Below are 23,713 nucleotides of genomic sequence, written 5' to 3'. Positions count from 1 at the left end.
TCGCGCCGTCCTGCGGAGTGCCGGGTCGTCATCTCCTGAACGCGTGCGCGTGGAGCGGCGTGGCGCGGTGCGGCGATCATGGACTAGTGTGGGAGCGCTCCCATAGACTCGGGCGGTCATCCGGGCAGGTGAGCGGCACGTTGTCCTACGAGGGGAGGTCGGGAGTGGTGAACGGACGGCAGAGCGGCAGACCCACCCTGGAGCAGGTCGCGGCCAGGGCCGGGGTCGGCCGGGGCACGGTCTCCCGGGTCATCAACGGCTCCCCCCGGGTGAGCGAGCGGACCAGGACGGCCGTCGCCCGAGCCGTCGCCGAACTCGGCTACGTCCCCAACCAGGCCGCCCGCGCCCTGGCGGGCAGCCGCACCGACGCGATCGCGCTCGTCATCCCCGAGGCCGAGGCCCGGCTCTTCGCCGAGCCCTACTTCCTCGACCTCATCCGCGGGGTCAGCGCCGAACTCGCCGCCGCCGACAAGCAGCTGCTGCTCACCCTGGTCCGCAGCGAGCAGGAGCGGCAGCGCTTCGAGCAGTACCTCGCCGCCCAGCGCGTCGACGGGGTGCTGCTCGCCTCGGTGCACGGCGACGACCCGCTGCCCGACCGCGTCAGGGAGCTGGGCCTCCCGGTCGTGATGAACGGCCGCCGCACGGAGGCCGAGCCCGTGCCGTACGTGGACTCCGACAACATCGGCGCCGGACGGGCGGCCGTGGCCCATCTGGTGGGACGCGGCCGGAGCCGCATCGCGACCGTCACCGGACCCCTCGACATGTACGTGGCGCGCGCCCGGCTCGGAGGCTACCGGGCCGGGCTCACGGAGGCCGGACTCCCGCCCGACGAGGGCCTCGTCTCGGTCGGCGACTTCACGGAGGAGGGCGGTCGGCGGGCCATGCGGCGGCTCCTCGACCGCAGACCGGACCTGGACGCCGTCTTCGCCGCCTCCGACGTGATGGCGGCGGGCGCGCGCGGAGCGCTGCGGGAGGCGGGCCGCCGGGTCCCCGAGGACGTGGCCCTCGTCGGCGTCGACGACTCGCCGGTCGCGCGGCTCATGGACCCGCCGCTGACGAGCGTGCGCCAGCCCATCGAGGAGATGGGCCGCACGATGGCGCGGATGTTGATCCAGGACGTGGGCGGCACCCCGGACCGGCCGAGCCGGGTCCTTCCCACGGAGCTGGTGGTGCGGGGGTCCTGCTGACGGTCCGACCCCGGCCGGTGGCCCATCGGGTTCAGGAACGTCCGGGCGACGGTGCCGACGGTCGCGAGCAGGACACCCGCGGCGGTCAGGCAGCCCAGCGCCGCCCGTCATCCGGACGGCCGCGCCGCGCCGCGTCGCCGTCCCGTCTCGCCACCGTCGGCTCCGTCGTACGGATCCCCGCCCCCGGTCCGGCTGTCCGGAACAGCGCACGGCACGGAGGGCCGGTGATCGTCCCCAGGGTCCGGGCAGGCGCTCTCGGAGGCGTCGTCCCCGGCCCCGCCGGGCCGGGGACGACACCCCCTTCGAGAGTTACAGCGCCGGGTGGGCGTTCTTCAGGAGCTCCTGGAACTGGGCCGAGAACCACTGGCCCGAGAGCGGGGCGTCCGGCAGCGCGCCCGACATGCTGTTCCCGTTGCGGGCGTTGCCCGTGTACGTCGGGTCGCACATGCGGTCGAAGCCCTTGCCCTCGTTGTTCGGGATCTCCTTGGAGGCGCCGTCGGACTCGCCCGGGGGCTTCATCCAGACGTACGCGTCGATGCCCGCGGCCGGGGCCGCCTGGGGCCGTTCGCCGAGGCCCGCGCCGGACTGGTTGCACCAGTTGCCGAGGTGGATGCGGCGGTCGTACTTGCCCCCGTTGACGTACGTGTCGACGCTGGTCAGGGCGCCCGGGCCGGTGGGCCGGGCGGTGCCGCCCCAGCCGTTGCGGGAGGTGTCGATCAGCATGCCGAGGTGGCTGTCGAAGCCGATCGAGACCAGCTTGTCGCGCATCGCCCGGGCGTAGGACAGCTCGTCGGTGTACCGGTTCCAGTCGACCCACTTGGACTGGCGCACGGAGACGCCGTTGACGCTGTCGTCGATGGTGAAGTGGTCCTCCTTCAGGGCGCTGTAGTTGGCGGTGTTGACGATGAAGCCGTGCACGTTGGAGACCGTGGAGCCCTCCGCCGTGGCAGCGGCCTTGAACAGCTCCGCGGAGGGGCCGAAGTTGTCGTCCCAGCCCAGCCAGCCGTGGTGGCCGGCGTCGATGTAGTTGTAGACGTTGGCGATCGCGCCGAACTTCTTGAGCGCGTAGCCGACGCCGGTGATGTAGTTGCCGTTCGCCTTCATGACGTCGCAGTTGGCGGTGGCCGTGGGACGCCCGGAGACGTTGGTGACCAGGTTGGGCAGCGAGTCGATCTCGACCGTGGTGACGATCCGCAGGCCCGCGTACTTGGAGTCGGCGAGGATCGCGGCGATCGGGTCGATGTACTCGGCCTTGTAGCGGCCGATCTCCGTCGGGCCGAGCTCGCCGTTGGAGGCGAGCGCCGCGCAGTCGCGTCCGGGCAGGTCGTAGATGACCAGCTGGACGACGAGCTCGCCGGAACCCTTCTGCTTCAGGGCCTCGTCGAGGTGGGCGCGCAGGCCCATGGAGGTGCTCGACCCGTTGATGGCGGCGATCCGGTCCAGCCAGACGCCGGTGGGCTGCTGGGAGACCTTGGTGCCGCCGGGCTCGGCCGCCGCCTTCGCGGACCACTCGGGATTCACGTACACCTTGGCCCCGGCGTACGGGTTGTCGGCCTTGGTGCCGGCCGGCGGGGTGGTGGGCGGTGTGGTCGGGGGAGTGGTGGGCGGGGTCGTGGGGGGAGTGGTGGGAGGCGTCGTGGGATCGGTGGCGCCGTTGCAGGCGACGCCGTTCAGCTTGAAGGTCGCCGGCACGGCGTTGGTGCCGCTGTACGAGCCGTTGAAGCCGAAGGAGGTGGAGCCGCCCGTGGCCAGGGTTCCGTTGTAGGAGACGTTCTTGGCGGTGACGGCCGTGCCGGACTGGGTGACGGTGGCGTTCCAGCCCTGGGTGACCTGCTGGTTGCCGCCGTAGGACCACTCCAGGGTCCAGGCGGCCACCGGGTCACCGGTGTTGGTGACGGTCACGTTGGCGCCGAAGCCGGTGTTCCACTGGCTGGTGATCCGGTAGTCGACCTTGCAGCCGGCGGTGGCGGCACCGGCGGTGGCGGTGCCGAGGACGGTGGCGGTGGCGCCGGTGGCGGTGACCAGGCCGAGGGCCGCCAGGAGGGCGGTGCGGCCGGTGCTTCTGGTGCGGCTCATGCGGGTGGGGTTCCTTTCGGAAGAAGGGGCGGACGCTCAGGAGGAGAGGGCGCGCAGGTGGTCGCGCAGCCCGATGCCGAACGCGGTCGGGGTGCCGTCGTACGAAGTGATGAGCGCGGGGCCGGAGTTGCAGTTCCAGGTGTTCCAGGTCCAGCCCAGGTACGAGAGGCCGCGGTCGTCGAACCACTTCATGACGCGGTCGACGAACGCGTGACCGCAGGTGTTCTCACCGATCTCGCCCGCGAGGAGGGGCACCGCGGCGGCCACCGGGGCGAGGGTGTCGTTCCAGCACGTCTCGTCGGCGCAGGCGTTGAAGTTGTAGACGTGCCAGGCGGCGGCCAGATTGCCCGCCGGGTCCGTGGGGCGGTACGCGAGCCACTGGCTCAGGTCGTTGGAGTACGCGAGGCCCGGGACGAGGACGAGGTTCTTCGACCCCGTGGCGCGGACGGCGTCCACCAGGTCCTGCATGCCGGCGACCTCGTAGCCGATGCCGGGGCAGGTGCCTCCGTCGCGCCAGCAGGACCAGGCCTGTGCCGCGGTGGAGGTCGCCCGGTCCGGATAGGGCTCGTTGAAGAGGTCGAAGACGACCCGCTCGTCGTTCTTGAAGGCGTTCGCGACCGAGGTCCAGAACGCCGGGGTGTACCGGGCGTCGGGCATCGGCTTCTGGCAGGTGGCGTGCACGTCGGAGCAGCCCGCCGAGTTCCCGGTGTACTGGCCGTGCGTCCAGTGGAGTTCGACCACGGGGGTCATGCCGTGGGCGAGCACCTTGGCCACCAGGTCCTTGACGGCGGCGACGTAGTTCGCGCCCCGGTACTCGGGCTTGACGTTGTCGAGGCCGAGCCAGCACTCCTCGTTGAGGGGGATGCGGACCGTGTTGGCCCTCCAGCCGGAGATCGCCTCGACGGAGGCGTCGTCGACGGGGCCGTCGAAGAAGCCGTGGCCCTGGACGCACATGAACTCGCCGCCGGAACGGTTGACGCCGAGGAGGCGGCGGGTGGCGCCGTTCTGGTCGGTGAACCTGTTCCCGGAGACGCCGAGCTCGGGCGCTCCGGTGACCGGGGCCGGGGTGGTCGGGGGAGTGGTGGGCGGAGTGGTCGGGGTGGTCGGGTCGGGCGTCGGAGTGGGTGTGGGTGTGGGCGTCGGAGTGGGCGTCGGAGTGGGTGTGGGCGTGGGCGTCGGTCCGTCGGTGTCGCACGGGGTGCCGTTGAGCGTGAAGGCGGTGGGTGCCGTGTTGGCGCCCGTCCAGGAGGCGATGAAACCGCCCGAGACCTTCGCGCCCGTGCCGAGCGCGCCGTTCCAGCTCTCGTTGACGACGGTGACGGACGACCCGGACCGGGACCATTTCCCGCCCCAGCCCTGACTCACCACCTGGCCGGCCGGGAAGGCGAAGCCGAGGCTCCAACCGTTCAGCGCGGCACTGTTGTTGGTGACGGTCACGGCGCCCTGGAAGCCGCCGGCCCACTGGCCGACGACCGAGTACTCCACCGTGCAGGCGGGTGCGGCCGCGGCTCCTGAGGCCGTACCCGTGACGGCGAGAGCGGTGCTCGCCATCGTGAGCGCCGCTCCTGCGAGCAGCGCGGACAGACGTGGGGGATGTCGCATGAGCGAGTCCTCACAGCGAGGGCACACCTCTGACGGCGTGCCGACTGGATGGAATCGCTCCCACTGGGTCGGGGCAGACCGTAGCGTCAACTGCCGCCAAGCAAAAGAGGAGTTGAGTAAATTCCCCGACTTTTGCCTTCGACTTCCTCACGCACCTTGACGGCGTTGGCCCCCCGTTGCACAGTGGGAGCGCTCCCACTGGTTCACGGCTTGACCGTCGCACCTCCCCGCTCTTCGCATCCCCGCCCCCGAGCCGCGAGGAGAACCGCGCCCATGGCATCCCTCCGACAGAGAACGCGAACACGGCGGCGCCCGACCGCGCCGGCCGCATCGCTCTCCCTCCCCCCTCGGCCCCACGGTCGTCGGCGCCACGACGGCCCCGGCCGCCGCCGTCGAGTGCGGCGTCGACCACAGGACCGACGACCGGGGGTCGGGCTCCACCGCCGAACTCACCCTCACCGACCGGGCCGCCGCGCCCCTCGACGGTTGGACGCCGACGTGCCCCCCACGCCGGTGACCAGGAGCTCACCAACGGCTGGAACGGCGTCTGGTCGCGGTCCGGCAGGAACGTCACGGTGACCAACGCGTCCTGGAGCGGCACTCCCGCCGAGGGCGACGCGGTGCCGCTCGCCGTCACCGCCGACGGCGCCACCGTGGACAAGGTGGAGTTCTGCAAGGCCGAGGCCTGCCTGGAGGGCGGCGCCGCCCCCGTCTTCACCTGCCACCGGTTCCGGGCCCGGGCGGACATCGCCCCGGCCGCGGGCTCGTACGCGGAGCCGCTCGAACAACAGCCCGCCCCGCGAGAGCGGGCTCCGCGTACGACGAGGCCGGGCGGCCCCCGGAAGGGACCGCCCGGCCCCCGGGGCGGCTTCGGTCCCCGTGGCGGGTCCCGAAGGACTTGCGGTTGACGCGGCGTCAACTCCTACGGTCTTCGTACGGGGCCGGAGACACCGGTCCCCGGCGAGGGAAGGACACCGTCATGGCCTGGTCGATCGCGGATGTGGCCCGGATGTCCGGGGTGACCTCCCGGACGCTGCGGCACTACGACGAGGTCGGCCTGCTCGCGCCCGCGTGGACCGCGAGCGACGGGCACCGGTACTACGAGGAGCCCCAGTTGCTGCGCCTCCAGCAGATCCTGCTCATGCGGGAGCTGGACCTCGGCCTGCGCGAGATCCGGGAGGTCCTGGACAGCGGGGCCGACCGCGTGACCGTCCTGCGCGAGCACCACGCGCGGCTGCTCGCGGAGCAGGACCGGCTCGGCACCCTGGCCCGCACGGTCGCCCGCACCATCGCCGAACTGGAAGAAAGCGAGAACCAGGACATGGTGAGCATCAACCGCCCCGAGAACCTCTTCGAGGGCTTCCGGGCCGACCCCGCGATCGAGGCCGAGGCGCGGGAGCGGTGGCCGGAGGCGTACGAGCAGTCCCGGCGGGCCGTCGAAGGGCTGACCCCGGAGACCACCGAGCAGTGGCAGCGCGAGGTGACCGCCCAGATGATCCGCTTCGCCGAGCACATGGCCGCCGGCACGCCGGTCGCGGACCCGGCGGTCCAGGCCGAGGTGGAGGCCCACCACGCGGGTGTCAGCCGTTTCTGGACCCCGAACGCCGAGGCGTACCGGGGTCTGGCCCGGACCTACGCCGAGGACCCGCGGTTCCGCGAGAACTTCGACAGGATCGCGGTCGGCCTCGCGGAGTACCAGCAGCGGGCGATGAACGTCTACGCGGACACCCGACTGAGCTGAGGACCGACCGGGCCCCTCGGCGGGACACCGGATCCTTCGTGGGGGCCGGGTCCTCCCGGGGCCTGTCGGCCCGCGACTCCCGGCCGCCCCCTCTCGCCCGTGCTGCGGAGGGGGTCCGGTCCGGTGGGCTGTCCGCCGGCGGCCGGCGGGCGGGCCGTCGTGGGGAACGGGCCGGCCGCGTCCCGGCATTGACACCGGCGGCGTGTGAATCGTCATGATCTTGGTGTTGGTGCCGGTCGGGGGCGCGATGACAAGCTGAACCCATGGGCATCTTCAAGACGACCAGCGGTGCGGTACGGGGCTTCCGGGCGTCCCCCGAGGTCGTCGCCGTGCTCGGAATCCCCTACGCCGCACCGCCGTTCGGCGTCCACCGGTTCCGGGAACCCGCCCCGGCCGCCGCCTGGGCCGGGGTGCGGGACTGCACGGCCTTCGGTCCCGTCGCCCCGCAGTCGGCGGAGCTGCCGGGCTCCCCCGCGTGGTCGCCCGGCGACGAGGACGTCCTCACCGTCAACGTGTGGACCCCGGTCCCGGACGGCGGTTCCCTGCCCGTCCTCGTCTGGATCCACGGCGGCGCCTACACCTTCGGCTCCTCCGCCCAGCCCGACTTCGACGGCGACGCCCTGGCCCGTGCCGGACTGGTCGTGGTCACCCTCAACTACCGGTTGGGCTTCGAGGGGTTCGGACACGTCCCCGCCGCCGACGGGACCGCCTTCCCCGACAACCGGGGCCTGCTCGACCAGGTCGCCGCCTTGCGCTGGGTGCGGGAGAACATCGCCGCGTTCGGCGGCGACCCCGGCAACGTCACGGTGGCCGGTCATTCCGCGGGGGCGGCGTCGGCGGCCTGCCTCATGGTGATGGACCGGGCCCGCGGCCTGTTCCACCGCGCCATCGCCCACAGCCCCGCCAGCCCCCACCACCCCCTGGACGTCGCCGCCGCGACCACCCGCGAGGTCGCCGCCGCGGCCGGCTGCCCCGCCACTCCCGAGGCCCTCGCCTCCGCGACTCCGCAGGCGCTGCTCGCGGCCTCCGACCGGGTCGTCGAGAAGTACCGGCGCGACCAGGCCTCCGGATCCCGCCACTACGACCCCTCGCTCTACGCCCCCGTCCTCGACGGAGACGTCCTGCCCGTCGACCCCCTCACGGGCCTGGCCGCCGGTGCGGCCCGGGACGTGGACCTCCTCGTCTGCCACACCACGGAGGAGTACCGGCTGCTCGACGCCGTCGGCAGCTGCGCCCAGGTCACCACGGAGGAGCGACTGGCCGCGTTCGCCGGTGACTTCGGCCTTCCCGACGGGCTCCTCGCCGGCTATCGCGCCGCCCTGCCCGACGCCCCCGTGCTCGACGTCTACCTGGCCGTCTTCGGTGACCTCCTCTTCGGGGAGTACGCCCAGCGGCTCGTCGAACGGCACGCCCGGGGCGGCGGCCGGGCGTTCCGGTCCGTCTTCGACCGGCGGCGCACCGGCCCGCACGGGGTCGTGCGGGCCTGGCACTGCGCGGACGTCCCCTTCGCCTTCGGCAACGTCGACGAGGAGTGCGTGACCTTCCTCATCGGGGGCGCCCCCACCGCCGCCGACCACGACCTGGCCCGCCGGATGGGGGAGGCCTGGGCCGGCTTCGCCGCCACCGGGGACCCGGGCTGGTCCTCGTACGACGAAGCCCCGGGGCGGCCGAAGGTCTGGCGGACGGACGACTGCGACGCGCACGACCTGCCGACCGTTCCCCGGGAGCTCTGGGCGCGGGTCGGGTTCCCCCTCCTCCACCCGTGAGGGCCGGGGCGGGCGGCCGTGCGCGTCCGCGCGGAGCTGCTCGGCGGGGTACTGCGCGTGGTACGCGTCGACCCGGCCGAACCGCACCCGGGGAGCCCGCTCCACCCCGTTCTCGAAGAGATCGTGGTGGAAGGCGACGCGGAACAGCCCTTGTGCGTCCACCACGTCGAACCCGGCTCCGGAACCGCCCGGGCCCTGCGGCTCCTGGACAGCCGGACCGCACCCGGGATCACGGCCCCCGCCACCCCGCGCCCCAGCTGACGTCCGTGGCGCCCGCGCCGCGTAGGGTCGGGGCGTGACCGAGAACGAGGGGACGCGGCGCGACACCGCGCAGCGAAAGAAGGACGTGCTGGCGCGGCTGGAGCAGGAGGTGGACATCTGGGTGGCGTCGGCCGACGGAGACGGGCGGCCGTACCTCGTGCCGCTCGCCTTCCTCTGGGACGGCGAGGCCGTCTGGCTGTGCACCCGGCGGACCAACCCCACCGGGCGGAACCTCGCCGCCGGGGGCCGTACCCGGCTGGCACTGGGGGACACCCGGGACGTCGTCCTCGTGGACGGCGAGGTGACGACCCTTCCGAGCGACGAGGTGCCGGTAGCGGCGATCGAGGCCTTCGCCGCCAAGTGCGGCTGGGACCCGCGTACCTCCGGCCCCTCCTACGTCTGGTTCCGGGTCAGGCCGGTCGCGGTGGAGGCCTGGATCGAGGAGCCCGAGATCGTGGGACGGCACATCATGCGGGACGGCGTCTGGGCGGACGGGGCCTGAGTCAGGGAGCGCCGGTGGTGGGCCCGGCCGCCGAGGCGGACTCCACCCGCTCGGCGTCCACCACCAGGAGGACCTCCAGCGTGCGCGGCCCGTGCACGCCCTCCACCCGGTCGAGTTCGATGTCGCTCGTCGCGGACGGCCCGGAGATCCAGGTCAGCGGGCGCCCCGGATCGAGCCGGGGGAGCGCGAGCGGCACCGAGGCCACCACCTGCTCCGGGACCCGCACCACGCAGAGGTGCAGATCGGGGACGAGCGTCAGCGCACGGCGGCCCTGACCCGGGCCGCCGTCCAGGACGATCGTGCCGGTCTCGGCGATCGCCACCGCGCACCCCGTCACCACGGCGTCCGCGCCGTCCAGTTCGTACGGGGTCAGCCGGGGCCCGTCGAACCGCCGCACGGCCCCGGTCGAGGCGAGCCACTCCTCGGGCAGCCCGGGCGGCACGACGACGCTGCCTGCGCCGTGTTCCGCGAGGAGCCGCGCGACGAGCCCGGCCACGCCGTCGGGCGGGGTGCGGTGGACACGGGCCCGGTAGTCGGCGAGGTTCTCGTGGAGCAGGCCGAGGAGGACGTCGGGGTCGTCCGGGGCGTGGCGCGGCCGGTAGTCGCGTACGACGGCGGGAGCCTCGGGCGCGCCGGCGACGGCGTCGCGGACCCGGGCGAGGATCCGCGCGCGGGAGTCGTCGGTCATGGGCGGTTCTTCCTCGCGGGAGTCCGGGGACGGGCGGCGGCGGTCGGGTGCGGCTGCGTGCGCGGGGAGTCGGTCAGGCGCGGTTCCGTCCGCGGTTCCGTACGCGGGGAGTCGGTCATGCGCGGTTCTTCCTCCACCAGTCGCGGAACGGTTCGGCGGGCAGTTCGGGCAGGTCGCGGTGGTCGGTCCACTGGCGGGCGCCGGGACCCGGCAGCCGCCTCGGGAGCGCCTTCCGGGCCGCGGACGCGAGCCGTTCGCCCGCGGCGAGCACGCCGGGGTGGTCCAGGACCCAGGTGGACGCCTTGATCGCGGCCCGCTCCAGGCGGTGGCCCCTGCCGCCCTCCTCGGCCACCCGCTCGCGCAGGTGCACCAGGACCTCGGGGATGTCGATGGCGACCGGGCACACCTCGTAGCAGGCGCCGCACAGCGAGGAGGCGTACGGCAGCGAGGCGTCGACCTCGCTCGCGGTGCCCCGCAGCTGCGGGGTGAGGATCGCGCCGATCGGACCGGGGTAGACCGAGCCGTACGCGTGACCGCCGGCCCGTTCGTACACCGGGCAGACGTTGAGGCAGGCCGAGCAGCGGATGCAGCGCAGCGCCTGCCGCCCCACCTCGTCGGCGAGGGCGTCGGTGCGGCCGTTGTCGAGGAGGACCAGGTGGAAGGCGTTCGGCCCGTCGCCGTCGGTGGTGCCGGTCCACATGCTCGTGTACGGGTTCATCCGCTCGGCCGTCGAGGAGCGGGGGAGCGTCTGGAGGAAGACCTCCAGGTCCCGCCAGGTCGGCACCACCTTCTCGATGCCCACGACCGAGACGAGGGTCTCGGGCAGGGTCAGGCACATGCGGCCGTTGCCCTCGGACTCGACGACGACGAGGGTGCCGGTCTCGGCGACCATGAAGTTCGCCCCGGAGATCCCGACCTTGGCCCGCAGGAACTTCTCCCGCAGGTGCAGTCGGGCCGCCTCCGCCAGTTCGGCCGGGGCGTCGCTCAGCCCCTCCGGGGCCGGGCGGCCCCAACGGCCCATCCTGTCGCGGAAGACGTCGCGGATCTCGCCGCGGTTGCGGTGGATCGCCGGGACCAGGATGTGCGAGGGGCGGTCCTCGCCGAGCTGCACGATCAGCTCCGCGAGATCCGTCTCGTACGCGGCGATGCCCTCGGCCGCCAGGTGCTCGTTGAGCCCGATCTCCTGGGTGGCCATCGACTTGACCTTGACCACCTCGGTCTCGCCGGTGGCCCGTACGAGCTCGGTGACGATCCGGTTGGCCTCGGCCGCGTCCGCCGCCCAGTGCACGGTGCCGCCCGCCGCCGTCACCGCCTCCTCCAACCGGAGCAGGTGCGTGTCGAGGTGGCGGAGCGTCTCGTCCTTGATCCGCTTGCCGGCCTCGCGGAGCGCGGCCCAGTCGTCCAGCTCGGCCACCGCCCGCGCCCGCTTGTCCCGGATGGTGCGGGTCGCGTGCCGCAGGTTCGCCCGCAGCGTCGGGTTGCCCACGGCCTCCCGCGCCGCCTCGGGGAAGGCCGGCATCCCCAGGAACGTTCCGCTCACCGCCAGGGCTCCTCTTCCGTGCTCGCCAGGATCTCCGCCAGGTGCAGCGCCCGCAGCGGCGCCTCCTGTCGCCTCAGCATGCCGCCCACGTGCAGCAGACAGGAGTTGTCCGCGCCGCACAGGACCTCCGCGCCCGTGGACAGTGCGTTCGTGATCTTGTCGGCGCCCATCGCCGCCGAGACGTCCGGGTTCTTCACCGCGAACGTGCCGCCGAAGCCGCAGCACTCCTCCGCGCCCGGCAGCTCCACCAGCTCCAGGCCCTTCACCGCCTCCAGGAGCCGTCGCGGCCGGTCCCCGAGCCCGAGGAGCCGCAGGCCGTGACAGGACGGGTGGTACGTCACCCGGTGCGGGAAGTACGCGCCCACGTCCGTCACGCCGAGCACGTCCACCAGGAACTCCGTCAGCTCGTGCACGCGCGGCGCCAGGGCCCCCGCCTCCGTGCCGAACGACGGGTAGTGGCGGCGGACCATCGCCGCGCACGAACCGGACGGGGTCACGACGTGGTCGTAGCCCTCGAAGGCCCGCACCGTGCGCCGTACCAGCGGCTCGGTCTCCGCGCGGTAGCCCGTGTTGAACTGCGGCTGACCGCAGCAGGACTGGGCCGCCGGGAAGTCGACCGCCACGCCGAGCCGTTCGAGGAGCCGGACCGTGGCCACGCCCGTCGACGGGAAGGCGGCGTCGTTGACACAGGTGACGAAGAGGGCGACACGCATCGAGGCTCCCTCGGGGACGGTTCGGGTCGGGCGGCGGCCCCGTCCCGGACGGCGCCGTCGCCCTGCTGTACGTAGTGTCGCAGCAGCCGGGTCCCGTACGGACGGGCCGTCAGCGCACGCCGAGCAGGTGCTCCAGGGCCAGCTGGTCCAGGTGCTCGAAGGCCATCGAGCGCTCCGCGGCCGCGTCCGGGTCGAACGTCTCGTACGCCGTGGGGTCGGCCAGCAGCGCCGCGAGACCGTCGGCGGCCGTGGGGACGGCGAGCTCGGGCAGCCGGGAGGCGCCGAGCGCCGCCACGACGTCCGGGTCGGCGCGGAAGGCCGCCGAACGGTCCTTGAGGATCAGGTAGTTCCGCATGCAGTTCTTCGCGGCCTCCCACACCCCGTCGAAGCCGTCGGTGCGGACCGGCTTGAAGTCGAAGTGGCGCGGGCCCGCGTAACCGGCCGTCTCCAGGAGGTCCACCAGCCAGAACGCCTGGCGCAGGTCGCCCGCGCCGAAGCGGAGGTCCTGGTCGTACTTGATGCCCGACTGGCCGTTCAGGTCGATGTGGAACAGCTTGCCCGCCCACAGCGCCTGCGCGATGCCGTGCGGGAAGTTCAGCCCGGCCATCTGCTCGTGGCCGGTCTCCGGGTTCACGCCGACGAGCTCGGGGCGCTCCAGGCGCTCGATGAAGGCGAGGGCGTGCCCGATCGTGGGCAGCAGGATGTCGCCGCGCGGCTCGTTCGGCTTGGGCTCGATCGCGAAGCGCAGGTCGTAGCCCTGTTCGGTGACGTACTGGCCGAGCAGGTCGAAGGCCTCCTTCATCCGGTCGAGCGCGACCCGGACGTCCTTCGCGGCACCGGTCTCGGCGCCCTCCCGGCCGCCCCAGGCGACGTAGGTGGTGGCGCCGAGCTCGACGGCCAGGTCGATGTTGCGGAGGGTCTTGCGCAGGGCGAACCGGCGCACGTCCCGGTCGTTGGCGGTGAAGGCGCCGTCCTTGAAGACGGGGTGCGTGAAGAGGTTCGTGGTCGCCATGGGCACCGCGAGCCCGGTGCGGTCCAGGGCGTCCCGGAAGCGCTTGACGATCGCGTCGCGCTCGGCGTCCGGCGTCCCGAAGGGGATCAGGTCGTCGTCGTGGAAGGTGACGCCGTACGCGCCGAGGGCGGCGAGCCGCTCGACGGCCTCCACGGGGTCGAGGGCGGGGCGGGTCGCCTCGCCGAAGGGGTCGCGGCCCTGCCAGCCGACGGTCCACAGGCCGAAGGTGAAGCGGTCGTCGGGGGTGGGCGAGAAGTCCGTCACGGCGTCTCCCTGCTACTGGCGGCCATATTTGTTTTCTGAGATAACTAATACGGGACGGAGCCGGTCCCGCGCCAGTCCCGGCGACCGGGTGATCCGATGACCGAGAGACCGAGAGACCGAGAGACCGAGAGAAGAGGAGGGGGCATGCCCGCGAGCCGCTCCGTCGTGATCGGCGTGGACAGCTCCACGCAGTCCGCCAAGGCCGCCGCCGTCGACGCCGACACCGGCGAGCTCCTCGCCCTCGGCCGCGCCCCGCACGCCGTCACCGGCTCCGCCGGGGCGCGCGAGGGCGACCCCGAGGAGTGGTGGACCGCCCTCGCCGCGGCCGTCCGCGCGGCGGTGCGGGAGGCGGGCGTCCCGGCGGCCTCCGTCACCGGCATCGCCGTCGCCGGCCAGCAGCACGGCCTCGTCGCCCTCGGCGCCGACGGGCGCCCCCTCCGCCCCGCGCTGCTCTGGAACGACACCCGCTCCGCACCCCAGGCCGCCGCCCTCGCCGCCCGTCTCGGCGGTCCCGGTGCCTGGCCGGCCCGGACCGGCTCCGTTCCCGTCGCCTCCGTGACCGCGGCCAAGTGGCAGTGGCTCCGCGAGCACGAGCCGCACCACGCCGATGCGACGGCCGGCGTCCGCCTCCCGCACGACCACCTCACCGAGCGCCTCTCCGGAGCCGCCGTCACCGACCCCGGGGACGCCTCCGGCACCTGCTGGTACGACACCGCCGCCGGCGCCTACGACCCCGAGGTCCTCGACCTCATCGGCCTGGACCCGGCCCTGCTGCCGGCCGTCGCCCCCTCCGGCGCCACCCGCGTCGGCACCCTCGCCCCGGCCGCCGCCGAAGCGCTCGGTCTGCCCCGCACGGTCGCCGTCGCCGCCGGGACCGGAGACAACATGGCCGCCGCCGTCGGGCTCGGGCTCGGCGGCGCGGGCCTGCTCGACCACCCCGTCGTCAGCCTCGGCACCTCCGGCACCGTCTTCGCCGCGACCCGCGTCCGCCCCGCCGACCCCGGTCTCGCCGGCTTCGCCGCCACCGACGGCACGTACCTCCCGCTCGGCTGCACCCTCAACTGCACGCTCGCCGTGGACCGGTTCGCCGCGCTCCTCGGTCTCGACCGCGAGGACGCCGCACCCGGCGGCGACGTCGTCGTCCTCCCGTACCTCGACGGCGAACGCACCCCCGACCTCCCGCACGCCGCCGGGCTCGTCACCGGCCTCCGGCACGGCACCGGCCCCCGGGCCGTCCTCGGCGCCGCCTACGAGGGCGCGGCCTTCACCGTGCTGCGCGCCCTCGACGGACTCCTCGCCGCCTGCGGCCTCGACCCGGCCGCTCCCGACGTGCGGGACCGCCCGCTGCGCCTCATCGGCGGCGGCGCGCGCGGCCGGGCCTGGACCGAGACCGTCCGCCGACTCTCCGGGCGCCCCCTGGTCGTCCCCGCCGCCGACGAACCCGTCGCCCTCGGCGCCGCCGCCCTCGCCGCGGCCGCCGTCACCGGCGCCGACCCGGTGGCCCTGGCCACCGCCTGGGGAACGGGCGAGGGCGTCCTCCTGCCCCCGGCCCCTCGCGACGAGGAGACCTGGGACCGGATCGCGACCGTCCTGGCCGCGGCGACACCCACCCTCCTGAGCTGACGGCCGCCCCCGGCGTACGGCTCGCGATGCCCTGTTCCGCCCGCGACCGCCGGGTTACCCTGCGGAAAACGACGGGGGAGACGCCTTGACCGCTCTACTGATCCTGTTCGGCGTACTGGGCTGCACCGGCGCCCTGTTGACCGTCACCCTCCTCCGCAGGGGCGGCGGCCGCGCGGACACGGTCGACGGGATGCTCCAGGAACAGGAAGCCCTGCGCCGGGCCGGAGCCGACCGGGTCTCCTTCGGCCTGGGCGCCCACAACTCCCCGCCCACGGCGAGTGACGGCCACATCCGCCGCAGCGGTCGGCCCTGAGTGACGGGAAGGGCCGGCAGCGGCCTCCAGGGCCCTGAGGCGGACGCGTGGTTCCGCAGCAAGCCGGGCTTCCGGGTCTCCCTCAACGGGCCGCGCGGCGACGGTGGTGCGCGACCGTCACCGCCGTGAGCAGCGGAGCCCGGGCGACGAGCGGGACGTAGCAGAAGCAGAGCAGGGTCCGCCGGGGAACGGCAGTCGGCGGGGAACACCTCGCCCCACTCGCGGACCAGACCCGGCGTCAGGAGGGCGAGCAGTTCGACGAACACGGTCAGCCCGAGCACGTGGACGGTCGGGCCGAGACGGGGCCCTCCCCCGGGCCACCGGCGCGCCGGACACCAGGGCGACCCGCCAGAGGCCGGACGGCAGGACGATCAGCGGAACGGCGTGGGCGGCGACGGCGACCCAACGGGGCACGCCCGGCAGGGCCTTGAGCTTCCTCATGTGGTCAGGACCGGCGCCGGGCCGAAGTCTCCGGCGTCGGCCCGAAGGCCGTTCCGTCTCCCCCGAGCGGGGGCGGTCCTCCCGTCAGGCCGCCGCCGACGCCGTGACCCGGCGCTGGTGGACGCGCAGGTGCAGGGTCGCCAGGTCGAGCAGCGGGGTCGCCACGCCGAGGGCGCGGGCCCGGGCGGTGAGGTCGCCGAAGAGGTGCTCGACCTCGGTCGGGCGGCCCGCCGCCAGGTCGCGGTAGAGCGACGGCACCATCGGCGAACCCGACGCGGACACCACGGCGAGCGTCGCCGCCCGCTCCTCCTCCGGTACGGGGTGCCCGGCCGCGGCGGCGACCGCGGCGGCCTCGTCGAGCAGCGCCGGGCCGAGGGCGGGACCGCCCGGGGCGTCGTACACGTCGCCGACCGTGCCGCGCATCAGGCTCGTCACCGCGCCGAACGTGGTGATGAACACCCACTTGTGCCACATCGCCGTGAGGACGTCGGCCGGCACCGGCGCGTCGATCCCCGCCCCGTCGAGGACCTTCCGGATCCGCTCCACGCGCGCGGAGACCGTACCGTCCTGCTCTCCGAAGGACAGATGGGCCGGCGGCGCGAGCCGCCTGATGTCGCCCGCGTCGTCGAGGACGGTCACGACCTTGGCCACGCCGCCGAGGACGGCCGACGGGCCGAAGCGGGCGTTGAGGGCGTCGATGTGGGCGAGGCCGTTGAGGAGCGGTACGACCGCCGTGTCCGGTCCGACGGCCGGGGCGACGTCCTCGATCGCCCGGTCGAGCCCGGTGGACTTCACCGACAGCAGGACGAGGTCGTGGGGTTCGCGCAGCTCGTCGGCCGTGACGAGGCGGGGCTCCACCGTCCACTCCTCGTCCCGGCCCACGACCCGCAGCCCGCGCTCGCGCAGCGCGGCCGCCCGGGCCGGACGGACCAGGAAGGTGACGTCCTCGCCGGCGCGGACGAGCAGGGCGCCGAAGTAGCCACCGGTGGCACCGGCGCCGACGACCAGGATCTTCATCGGGGTGAACCCTTCGTGAGGCGCCCCGGGGGCGCGGTGACGAGCAGAGGGGTGAGCAGTCGGTGCGGCCGGGCGAGTGCCGCCGTCACCGGGTCGTCGTCCGGGGCCGAGGGGGCGAGCCCCGGGCCGGGGGCGACCAGGACGTCCCGGACGGGTACGGCCGCGCCGCAGCCGGTGCAGCGTCCGTCCGGTTCGAGCGGCGCCTCGTCCCGCGCGTGCAGGAAGACGCGCCGCGGGCCGCCCTCCGCCGCGCAGAACTCCTCGCCCCAGGCGGTGAGCGCCCGGACGGCCGGCCAGAGCGCGACGCCCTTGGGCGTGAGCCCGTAGACCTCGCGGCGGCCCGTGCCCGTCTCGGGGCGGCGCGCCAGGACGCCCGCCTCGGTGAGGACGGCGAGCCGGTCGGTGAGGACGGCCCGGGGGACGCCCAGGTGCGCGACGAACTCGCCGAACCTGCGGACCCCGTAGAAGGCGTCGCGCAGGATCAGCAGGGTCCAGCGCTCGCCGACGATCTCCATCGACCGGGCGAGGGCACAGGTCTGACCGCGGTAGTCGCGCGGAAGCGTCATGGGCGGAGCCTAGCGCAGACGGTTCGGTCACCGAACTGTTTTCGCGTGGCCGAAAGCGACGACTAGGCTCTCGCTCACCATGAACCAGCCCACGGAACCCAAGGCCGACAAGTCGGGAGTGCGCCGGCACAACCTGAGCCTCGTCCTGCGGACCGTCCACGAAGCCGGCGAGACGACCCGGGCCGCCGTCGCCGCCCGCGTCGGGCTGACCAGGCCCGCCGTCTCCTCCCTCGTCGAGCAGCTCCTCGACCTCGGCCTCCTCGTCGAGTCGGGCAAGACCTTCAGCGGGCAGGCGGGACGGCCGGGCACCGTGCTCAAACCGGCCGACACCGGACCCGCCGGCCTCGGCGTCGAGATCAACGTCGACTACGTCACGGTCTGCGTCGTCGACCTGACCGGCACCGACCGCGTCCGCCGCACCGAGCGCCTCGACAACCGGGACGCCGAAGCCGCCGACGTCCTCGCCCGCGCCGCACGCATCGCCGCGGACGCCCTGGAAGCCGCGGCCGAACGGCACCTCGCCCCGGCCGGCGCCGGACTCGCGCTCCCCGGACTCGTCTCCGACGGGACCGTCCGGCAGGCCCCCAACCTCGGCTGGAACGAGGTCCCCGCCGAAGCCCTCTTCGGCAAGGCGCTCAACGCCCTGCGTCCCGCCACCGCCGGCCTCCCCCTCACCTCCGACAACGAGGCCAACACGGCGGCCCTCGCCGAGCTGTGGTTCGGCGGGCTCGGCCACCTCCGCACCTTCCTCCACCTGACGGGGGAGATCGGCGTCGGCGGCGCGATCGTCGTCCACGGCGAACTCCTGCGCGGCGCCCACGGCTTCGCCGGCGAGATCGGACACCTCGTCGTCGACGCCGAAGGCCCGCGCTGCCGCTGCGGTTCACGCGGCTGCCTGGAGCAGTACGCGGGACAGGCGGCCCTCCTCGCCTCGGCGGGCGCCACCGGCGTCCCGGACCTCGCCCGCCGCGCCGAGGCGGGGGAGTCGCGCGCCCTCGCGGCCCTCGCCGAGGCCGGCCGGATGCTCGGCCGCGCCCTGTCGGGGGCCGTGAACCTCCTCGACCCCGAGGCCGTCGTCCTGGGCGGCATCTATCCGCACCTGATGCCCTGGCTGGCCCCCGCCGTCGCCCAGGAGCTCGCCACCCGCGTCGTCTCCGGCCTCTGGACCCCGGACGCCGGACGCCTCCGCCCGGCGTCCGCCACCACCGACGCGTCGCGCGGCGCGGCGGCCCTCGTCCTCCACGCCGTCCTGTCCGACCCGCTGGCGTACGCGACGACGACGGGCACCTGAGGCACCCGGCCGCGTTCCCGCCGCGCCCCCGAGCGCGGTGGGAACGCCCAGGTCTCCGGTCCCGGGCCACGGCTCCACGGCAGGCCGTTGTCAGTGGTCGCCCCTACCGTTCTCACCATGACGACGACGACCTATCTGGAGCTGTCGCAGGACGGCGGCGGTGCCCACAAGTTCTACGAAGTGACCGTCGAGGACCTCGCGGTGTCGGTCCGTTACGGCCGGATCGGCTCGGACGGGCAGACCCAGCGCTCCACGTTCCCGACGGCGGCGAAGGCGCAGGCCGCGGCGGCGAAGAAGATCGGCGAGAAGGTCCGCAAGGGATACGCCCCCGCCGTCCCGGGGCAGCGCGCCGCGCGCGCCGTGACGCGCCGCGAGGTCTCCTCCGCCCCCTCCACCGCACGGGCCGTCGCCCCCGTCCTCTGGCGCTTCCGCACCGGCTCGGCCGCCTTCGGCATCCACGTCGACGAGGAGCGCTGCTGGGTGGGCAACCAGGCGGGGGACGTCTTCACGCTCGACCGCGGCGGCGAGGTGCGGGCCCGGTTCAGCCTGCCGGACGGCGTCAAGTGCCTGGTCGCCGACGACTTCTGGATCTACGCGGGCTGCGACGACGGCAAGGTGTACGACCTCTCGTCCAAGCTCCCCTTCGCCGCGTACGACATCGCCACCGACGTCGACATCTTCTGGCTCGACATCCACGAGGGAGTCCTGCACGTCGCCGACCGCTCCGGACGGCTCACCGTCATCGACCACGAGGACGAGCACCAGTGGGCGCGCGCCGGAGCCGGGGAGCACGCCTGGATGGTCCGCGCCGACGGGGACGCCGTCTACTACGGGGACACGCGGGGCGTCGCCGCCCATGCGCCGGACGGCGGCGGCGAGCTGTGGCGGACGCCGACCGAGGGAGGAGTCCTCTTCGGCTGGCAGGAGGACACCGCGGTCTACGCCGGCACGTCCCGCAAGAAGGTGCAGCGGCTCGCGAAGAAGGACGGCCGCGTGGAGGCGGTGTACTCCTGCGACAGCCCGGTCTACTCCTGCGCCACCTCGCCCGGCGGCCGGTTCGTCTTCGCGGCCGACTCGGCCTCCTCCGTCTACTGCTTCGCGGAGGACGGCACCCGGCTGTGGAAGCTGGGCACGGGCGGCGGTTCGGCGCTCTCCATGCAGTACCGGGACGAGCGGCTCTACCTGGTGACGACGGACGGTTCGCTGGTCTGCGTGGACGCGAGCGAGGCCGCGATCGAGGCCGCCCAGCAGGGCACGGTCCCGGTCGCGCGGGACATCAAACTCGCCGCCGCCCTGCCGGTGTACGAGCCGGCCACGACCGCGACCGCCGTGACCGCCGTCAGCGACGCGCCGGCGGGCTCGGTGGTCGTGGAGTGCGTGACCGAGTCGGGCCGGACCAGGGTGCGGGTCGTCTCGCAGGGGTACGAATCCGAGTGGAACGTGCAGTTCCCGCGGGCGATCAGGGAGCCCGGCGCGCGGTACGTGGTGGACGCCCTGCACCCGGCCGCGGGCGGGTTCTACCGCGTGCGCGGCGACATCCGGCGGCTCCTGTGACCATCGGCGCGGGAGGCGGCTCGGGCGTGTTCGAGGCGGCCACGGGCGACGGTCCGCCGCTGCCCCCGGCCGACGCCGAGCAGCGGTCCCGGGAGATCCGCGCGGCCGTCGACGGACTGCTCCAGATCAGGCGGCTGACCCTGCTCCGGGGCGGCGACCCGAGGACCGCGCCCGCGGACTGGGAGCGCCGGCAACCGGTCCGCGCGGTGGCCCTGGCCCTGGAGTCCGGCGGGATCGCCCCCTCCTCCGTCGACGCCACCGGGGCCCGGCTCTCCACCGGATACCGGGTCAGGGCGGGAGAGCGGCCCGGGACCGCCGTGGTGGAGTGGCTCGGCCCGCCGGGGACGGGCGCCGCCCAGGAGGAGGCGGAGGCGCTGGGCGCATGCGTGCCGGCCCTGGTGCGGCTCGGCTGGGAGGCCCTCCTCTACAAGGGGCCGCGCGGTCGCCGCTTCCTGGAGGTGGAGCCCATGTCCCGGTGAACCGTGGACCTCTGTGGAACTCGGCGGACCTCAGGCGATCGAGGCGGAGACGATCGCCGAGACCGCGATGTTGCAGGAGGCCGTCACCCAGACCGCCGGGTGCGGCTCGGGGTCGACGAGCGTGGCACCGAGCTTCCCCGGCGTGACCAGGTCGACGACGAGGAAGGCCACCGCCATCATCACCAGACCGAGGAGGCCGAACGCGGCGGTGGAGACGAGCCCCTTGCCGAAGTGGTCGTACGTCGTCCAGATCGAGGTGAAGACGATGCCGCCGATCCCGAGGAGCGCCGAGCTCAGCAGGGTCGCGGCGTTGCGGTTGCGGTCCTCCCAGATCTGGCGCCCGAGCTTTCCGGGGGTCAGCAGGTCCACGAGCACGATGCCGAGGATCAGCAGGACCACGCCGAGGGCGCCGTAGGCGCCGGCCCGGCCGAGGCCGTTGACGATGTCGCTCATGAAGTGCCGGCTCCGAAGGTTGCGATCGCGGGGGATCGGTGGTCAAGGACCGGCAAAATGTAGCGCACGGCCCGAGCGGCCCCGCCGTCCGCCCGAAGCGCGGGCGAACGGCCACCGGGCCGACCGCGCCGCTTGCGGCGCACGGCCCGGCCGACCGTGACCACGTCCGGAGCGGTCCTGGGACGGCCGGTCGGCCGGAACCACGCCCGGAGGGTGCCGGGGCGGCCGGTCGCCGGTCGGTCGGGCGTCGCGCCGTCGGGGCACCCGGATGCCGTGCAGCGGCTGCCGAGGCCGCCGCCGGGACGGACCATGGACTGCATGAGCGAAGGACACGCCGACGTACAGACGCATGCGAACCGGGCCGAGGAGGAGGGAGGGCGCGACGCGGCCGACGTCCGCTCCCGACGCCTGATCGACGAGGCCCGCACCGCCGTGGCGCGCAAGGGCTGGCACCTCATGGCACCGGCCGACGTGGCCGAGTGCCTGGACACCGACGTCCGGGTGTGGCGGCGTCTCGCCGCGCACTGGGACGCACTGGTGGCGGACCCGTACGCGGCCGAGACCGGGACGCGGCGCCTGCGCCGCTACGGGCACCTTCTGCTCTCCCGGGCCGGTGCCGTCGAGACCATGCCCCATGACGTGTTCGTCCAGCCGCACGACACCAACCCCCTCTACGTGGACAGGGACCGCCGCTTCGAACCGCTCACCGACACGTTCCGGAACGAGCCCGTGCTGGACGCGCTGGTCCGGATGCTCGGACGGGTGGCCCAGGGCCTCGACGACGCGCCCGAGTGGAACGTCAAGGTGCACCCCTTCAGGGTCCTCGCCGAGGCCGACGGAGCCGGCCTGCCCACGCCCGAGGGACGGCACAAGGACGGCGTCACCCTGGTGACCTCACTGCTGATCGACCGGGAGAACGTCACCGGCGGCCGCAGCACCGTGTACGACGCGGACGGCCACGAGGCCGTGACCGTCACCCTCGACGAACCGGGAACGCTGCTCCTGAGCGACGACCGGACGACCTGGCACGCGGTCTCGCCGATCGAGCCGCTGGATCCCGCCCGGCCCGGCCGCAGGGACGTCCTGGTCACCACCCTCGCCGGGCGCTGACCTCAGCCGCCCGCCTCGCCCGCACCTCCCGCCGCGTCCACGCCGCCCGCCGTCGCGCGCAGCAGTCCGTCCACCGCGCCGGTCGGGCCGGCCCCGCCCCCGGCCCAGGCCCGCTGCCGGGCCGCCCCGTCACCCCGCCGGGCCATCCGCCGGAACAGGGCGGTGACCTCGTCCAGGTCCCCGAACTCCTCCAGTACGGGGCGGACCATCCCCACCAGGCCGTCGGCGAGGTCTCCCACCGCCGCCGCCCGCCCGGTCAGCGGGTCGAACCCGTTGCCGCCCCAGCCGTCGCGCGCCGCCTGCCAACAGGCGGCGCGCAGCACCTCGCCCTCCCACCGGGGCCCCGGATCGCCCCGTCGGACCCGCTGCGCGCACGTGACCACCAGGGCGCGGAGGAGCACCGCCACCGCGACGGTGTCCTCCACGTCCTGCAGGACGTCCATCGCGCGGATCTCCAGCGTGGGCAACCGGGGATTCGGGCGCAGGTCCCAGAAGGGCATCCCGGGTTCCAGCATGGCCTCGGTGTCCGCGATGACGACGGCCAGCCGCTCGTGCTCCGCAGCCGACGCCGCGTAGGGCGGCGGCCCCAGGCACGGGAAACGGCTCCTGACCACCGAGCGCCAGCTGGCGTAGCCGGTGTCGCTGCCGCGGTGGAACGGCGAGTTGGCGCTGAGCGCGATGAGGAACGGGACCCAGGGCCGCAGGTGGTTGGCCGTCAGCACGGCGACCTCGGGGTCGGGGAGGTGGACGTGCACGTGCAGCGCGCTGAGGGAGAAGTCGTCCATCATGCTGCGGTACTGCTCGCGCCCGGCCCGGTAGCGGGGGTGATCGCCCATGGGAGCCGGACCGGCGTCCTGGAGCACCGCGGTGCCCGACGCGCACAGCTCCCGTCCCTCGGCCCGGGCCGCGGCGACCAGCGCTCCGCGGACCTGCCGCAGATGCTCGCGCAGCTCCCGGGCCGAGCGGCAGGGAGGAGTACGGCCTTCGACCTGGCACCGGTCGAACTCCTCGGTGACCAGGTCGCCCACCGTCCTCCCGGCGCCCTCCACGACCTCCGGGCCGGCGGGCACCACCGACCGGGTGTCCGGATCGACGAGGAAGAACTCCTCCTCCACGCCGATCGTCGGAATGCGCCCGGGCGAAGCGGCCGGGCGGCCTGTCGCTGCATGTTCGGTCATTCCTCCAGCATCGGTGCGACGCACCCGTTCCCGCTCTCCGGCGCGCGTCGCCGATGAAGGTGATGATGAAGGTGGTGACCCGCGGCGCCGTGGCGGTGTGCGCCCGGAAGGGCTGCCCGGCGCTCTCCGGCTCCACCTCCACCCGGGCCCCCCGCGCCGAGCGCGAAGTCGCCGGTGCCACGGATCAACAGGGCGTCGGCGGCGAACGGTTCGGGCCGCGGCGACACGAGCTGCTCCAGGCCGGCCGTCCCCTGCTCCTCCGGGCCCTCCGCCGCGAACCCGCTGTCCACCGGGAAGCCCCGGCCCTCGGGGCCCGGCCTCCGTGAAGGCCCGGTG

The 23,713-nt window shown here is 74.2% G+C and carries 23 protein-coding genes; 13 read left to right on the top strand and 10 right to left on the bottom strand.

Annotation, left to right across the window (positions count from 1 at the left end; genetic code table 11):
- Positions 1-167 precede the first annotated feature (167 nt).
- A complete protein-coding gene (locus tag ACZ66Z_RS00855; protein ID WP_469931805.1) occupies positions 168-1,187 on the top strand; it encodes a LacI family DNA-binding transcriptional regulator in 1,020 nt (339 codons plus the stop codon).
- Between the two features lie 309 nt (positions 1,188-1,496).
- Here ACZ66Z_RS00855 and ACZ66Z_RS00850 read toward each other — a convergent pair whose 3' ends face one another.
- Complete coding sequence (locus ACZ66Z_RS00850; RefSeq protein WP_469931804.1) at positions 1,497-3,263, bottom strand: glycoside hydrolase family 6 protein; 1,767 nt, start codon at positions 3,261-3,263, stop codon at positions 1,497-1,499.
- Between the two features lie 36 nt (positions 3,264-3,299).
- Complete coding sequence (locus tag ACZ66Z_RS00845) at positions 3,300-4,865, bottom strand: cellulase family glycosylhydrolase (RefSeq protein ID WP_469931803.1); 1,566 nt, start codon at positions 4,863-4,865, stop codon at positions 3,300-3,302.
- A 575-nt stretch (positions 4,866-5,440) separates the two neighbouring features.
- On the opposite strand from ACZ66Z_RS00845, the gene ACZ66Z_RS00840 reads away from it, so the two are divergent.
- The 5 genes from ACZ66Z_RS00840 to ACZ66Z_RS00820 all read left to right on the top strand — a co-directional run bounded on the left by ACZ66Z_RS00840 (position 5,441) and on the right by ACZ66Z_RS00820 (position 9,135).
- Positions 5,441-5,773 carry a hypothetical protein gene (locus ACZ66Z_RS00840; RefSeq protein WP_469931802.1) on the top strand — a complete coding sequence of 111 codons (333 nt, stop codon included), beginning with the start codon at positions 5,441-5,443 and terminating at the stop codon, positions 5,771-5,773.
- A gap of 71 nt (positions 5,774-5,844) precedes the next feature.
- Positions 5,845-6,606 (top strand): MerR family transcriptional regulator, encoded by a 762-nt coding sequence (locus tag ACZ66Z_RS00835; RefSeq protein WP_469931801.1) that lies wholly within the window; start codon positions 5,845-5,847, stop codon positions 6,604-6,606.
- Positions 6,607-6,869: 263 nt separating this feature from the next.
- Positions 6,870-8,372, top strand: a complete 1,503-nt coding sequence (locus tag ACZ66Z_RS00830) for a carboxylesterase/lipase family protein (protein ID WP_469931800.1) — start codon at positions 6,870-6,872, stop codon at positions 8,370-8,372.
- A gap of 18 nt (positions 8,373-8,390) precedes the next feature.
- Positions 8,391-8,633 carry a hypothetical protein gene (locus ACZ66Z_RS00825; protein WP_469931799.1) on the top strand — a complete coding sequence of 81 codons (243 nt, stop codon included), beginning with the start codon at positions 8,391-8,393 and terminating at the stop codon, positions 8,631-8,633.
- Positions 8,634-8,667: 34 nt separating this feature from the next.
- Positions 8,668-9,135 carry a pyridoxamine 5'-phosphate oxidase family protein gene (locus tag ACZ66Z_RS00820; protein ID WP_469931798.1) on the top strand — a complete coding sequence of 156 codons (468 nt, stop codon included), beginning with the start codon at positions 8,668-8,670 and terminating at the stop codon, positions 9,133-9,135.
- 1 nt (position 9,136) lies between these two features.
- Here ACZ66Z_RS00820 and ACZ66Z_RS00815 read toward each other — a convergent pair whose 3' ends face one another.
- The 4 genes from ACZ66Z_RS00815 to xylA all read right to left on the bottom strand — a co-directional run bounded on the left by ACZ66Z_RS00815 (position 9,137) and on the right by xylA (position 13,352).
- Complete coding sequence (locus ACZ66Z_RS00815) at positions 9,137-9,823, bottom strand: LutC/YkgG family protein (protein WP_469931797.1); 687 nt, start codon at positions 9,821-9,823, stop codon at positions 9,137-9,139.
- A gap of 115 nt (positions 9,824-9,938) precedes the next feature.
- A complete protein-coding gene (locus ACZ66Z_RS00810) occupies positions 9,939-11,363 on the bottom strand; it encodes a lactate utilization protein B (RefSeq protein WP_469931796.1) in 1,425 nt (474 codons plus the stop codon).
- Positions 11,360-12,076 carry a (Fe-S)-binding protein gene (locus ACZ66Z_RS00805; protein WP_469931795.1) on the bottom strand — a complete coding sequence of 239 codons (717 nt, stop codon included), beginning with the start codon at positions 12,074-12,076 and terminating at the stop codon, positions 11,360-11,362. The genes ACZ66Z_RS00810 and ACZ66Z_RS00805 overlap by 4 nt, the downstream gene beginning before the upstream one ends.
- Positions 12,077-12,185: 109 nt before the next feature.
- Positions 12,186-13,352, bottom strand: a complete 1,167-nt coding sequence (gene xylA / locus ACZ66Z_RS00800) for a xylose isomerase (protein ID WP_469931794.1) — start codon at positions 13,350-13,352, stop codon at positions 12,186-12,188.
- Positions 13,353-13,496: 144 nt separating this feature from the next.
- On the opposite strand from xylA, the gene xylB reads away from it, so the two are divergent.
- Positions 13,497-14,975 (top strand): xylulokinase, encoded by a 1,479-nt coding sequence (xylB, locus tag ACZ66Z_RS00795; protein WP_469931793.1) that lies wholly within the window; start codon positions 13,497-13,499, stop codon positions 14,973-14,975.
- 85 nt (positions 14,976-15,060) lie between these two features.
- The gene (locus tag ACZ66Z_RS00790; RefSeq protein ID WP_469931792.1) at positions 15,061-15,288 is read left to right on the top strand and encodes a hypothetical protein; all 228 of its coding nucleotides are present in this window, start codon (positions 15,061-15,063) and stop codon (positions 15,286-15,288) included.
- Positions 15,289-15,813: 525 nt separating this feature from the next.
- On the opposite strand, the gene ACZ66Z_RS00785 is transcribed toward ACZ66Z_RS00790, so the two are convergent.
- Together ACZ66Z_RS00785 and ACZ66Z_RS00780 are read right to left on the bottom strand one after the other, a co-directional pair.
- Positions 15,814-16,746, bottom strand: coding sequence for a ketopantoate reductase family protein (locus tag ACZ66Z_RS00785; RefSeq protein ID WP_469931791.1), 933 nt, complete (start codon positions 16,744-16,746; stop codon positions 15,814-15,816).
- Positions 16,743-17,312: a winged helix-turn-helix transcriptional regulator gene (locus ACZ66Z_RS00780; protein ID WP_469931790.1), complete on the bottom strand. Its 570-nt coding sequence runs from the start codon at positions 17,310-17,312 to the stop codon at positions 16,743-16,745. Before ACZ66Z_RS00780 ends, ACZ66Z_RS00785 begins: the two co-directional genes overlap by 4 nt.
- A gap of 79 nt (positions 17,313-17,391) precedes the next feature.
- Here ACZ66Z_RS00780 and ACZ66Z_RS00775 point away from each other — a divergent pair, with 79 nt between their 5' ends.
- The 3 genes from ACZ66Z_RS00775 (at position 17,392) to ACZ66Z_RS00765 (ending at position 20,636) form a co-directional block, all read left to right on the top strand.
- A complete protein-coding gene (locus ACZ66Z_RS00775) occupies positions 17,392-18,603 on the top strand; it encodes an ROK family protein (RefSeq protein ID WP_469931789.1) in 1,212 nt (403 codons plus the stop codon).
- A gap of 117 nt (positions 18,604-18,720) precedes the next feature.
- Complete coding sequence (locus tag ACZ66Z_RS00770) at positions 18,721-20,157, top strand: WGR domain-containing protein (RefSeq protein WP_469931788.1); 1,437 nt, start codon at positions 18,721-18,723, stop codon at positions 20,155-20,157.
- A 2-nt stretch (positions 20,158-20,159) separates the two neighbouring features.
- Entirely contained in the window at positions 20,160-20,636 is a 477-nt protein-coding gene (locus tag ACZ66Z_RS00765) for a hypothetical protein (protein ID WP_469932242.1), read from the top strand.
- 30 nt (positions 20,637-20,666) lie between these two features.
- Here the strand turns inward: ACZ66Z_RS00765 and ACZ66Z_RS00760 are convergent, their stop codons facing one another.
- Entirely contained in the window at positions 20,667-21,089 is a 423-nt protein-coding gene (locus ACZ66Z_RS00760; RefSeq protein WP_469931787.1) for a DUF350 domain-containing protein, read from the bottom strand.
- A gap of 318 nt (positions 21,090-21,407) precedes the next feature.
- Here ACZ66Z_RS00760 and ACZ66Z_RS00755 point away from each other — a divergent pair, with 318 nt between their 5' ends.
- Positions 21,408-22,199, top strand: a complete 792-nt coding sequence (locus ACZ66Z_RS00755) for a 2OG-Fe dioxygenase family protein (protein ID WP_469931786.1) — start codon at positions 21,408-21,410, stop codon at positions 22,197-22,199.
- A gap of 2 nt (positions 22,200-22,201) precedes the next feature.
- On the opposite strand, the gene ACZ66Z_RS00750 is transcribed toward ACZ66Z_RS00755, so the two are convergent.
- Entirely contained in the window at positions 22,202-23,377 is a 1,176-nt protein-coding gene (locus ACZ66Z_RS00750) for a carboxylate-amine ligase (RefSeq protein ID WP_469931785.1), read from the bottom strand.
- A gap of 74 nt (positions 23,378-23,451) precedes the next feature.
- Between ACZ66Z_RS00750 and ACZ66Z_RS00745 the strand changes: the two genes are divergently transcribed.
- Positions 23,452-23,703, top strand: a complete 252-nt coding sequence (locus ACZ66Z_RS00745; RefSeq protein ID WP_469931784.1) for a hypothetical protein — start codon at positions 23,452-23,454, stop codon at positions 23,701-23,703.
- Positions 23,704-23,713: the final 10 nt, after the last annotated feature.

The sequence above is a fragment of the Streptomyces sp. NPDC107498 genome (assembly GCF_055582805.1).
Note: the sequence above shows the minus strand (reverse complement) of the source record. Positions and strands in the feature narration are given on the sequence as shown.

What these genes read in the sequence shown, in the direction of transcription:
- ACZ66Z_RS00770 (WP_469931788.1), top strand. Translation starts at nt 18,721, where the DNA reads ATGACGACGACGACCTATCTGGAGCTGTCGCAGGACGGCGGCGGTGCC.
- ACZ66Z_RS00775 (WP_469931789.1), top strand. Translation starts at nt 17,392, where the DNA reads ATGAACCAGCCCACGGAACCCAAGGCCGACAAGTCGGGAGTGCGCCGG.
- ACZ66Z_RS00845 (WP_469931803.1), bottom strand. Translation starts at nt 4,865, where the DNA reads ATGCGACATCCCCCACGTCTGTCCGCGCTGCTCGCAGGAGCGGCGCTC.
- ACZ66Z_RS00805 (WP_469931795.1), bottom strand. Translation starts at nt 12,076, where the DNA reads ATGCGTGTCGCCCTCTTCGTCACCTGTGTCAACGACGCCGCCTTCCCG.
- ACZ66Z_RS00780 (WP_469931790.1), bottom strand. Translation starts at nt 17,312, where the DNA reads ATGACGCTTCCGCGCGACTACCGCGGTCAGACCTGTGCCCTCGCCCGG.
- ACZ66Z_RS00850 (WP_469931804.1), bottom strand. Translation starts at nt 3,263, where the DNA reads ATGAGCCGCACCAGAAGCACCGGCCGCACCGCCCTCCTGGCGGCCCTC.
- ACZ66Z_RS00835 (WP_469931801.1), top strand. Translation starts at nt 5,845, where the DNA reads ATGGCCTGGTCGATCGCGGATGTGGCCCGGATGTCCGGGGTGACCTCC.
- ACZ66Z_RS00815 (WP_469931797.1), bottom strand. Translation starts at nt 9,823, where the DNA reads ATGACCGACGACTCCCGCGCGCGGATCCTCGCCCGGGTCCGCGACGCC.
- ACZ66Z_RS00830 (WP_469931800.1), top strand. Translation starts at nt 6,870, where the DNA reads ATGGGCATCTTCAAGACGACCAGCGGTGCGGTACGGGGCTTCCGGGCG.
- xylB (WP_469931793.1), top strand. Translation starts at nt 13,497, where the DNA reads ATGCCCGCGAGCCGCTCCGTCGTGATCGGCGTGGACAGCTCCACGCAG.
- ACZ66Z_RS00785 (WP_469931791.1), bottom strand. Translation starts at nt 16,746, where the DNA reads ATGAAGATCCTGGTCGTCGGCGCCGGTGCCACCGGTGGCTACTTCGGC.
- ACZ66Z_RS00760 (WP_469931787.1), bottom strand. Translation starts at nt 21,089, where the DNA reads ATGAGCGACATCGTCAACGGCCTCGGCCGGGCCGGCGCCTACGGCGCC.
- ACZ66Z_RS00755 (WP_469931786.1), top strand. Translation starts at nt 21,408, where the DNA reads ATGAGCGAAGGACACGCCGACGTACAGACGCATGCGAACCGGGCCGAG.
- ACZ66Z_RS00750 (WP_469931785.1), bottom strand. Translation starts at nt 23,377, where the DNA reads ATGACCGAACATGCAGCGACAGGCCGCCCGGCCGCTTCGCCCGGGCGC.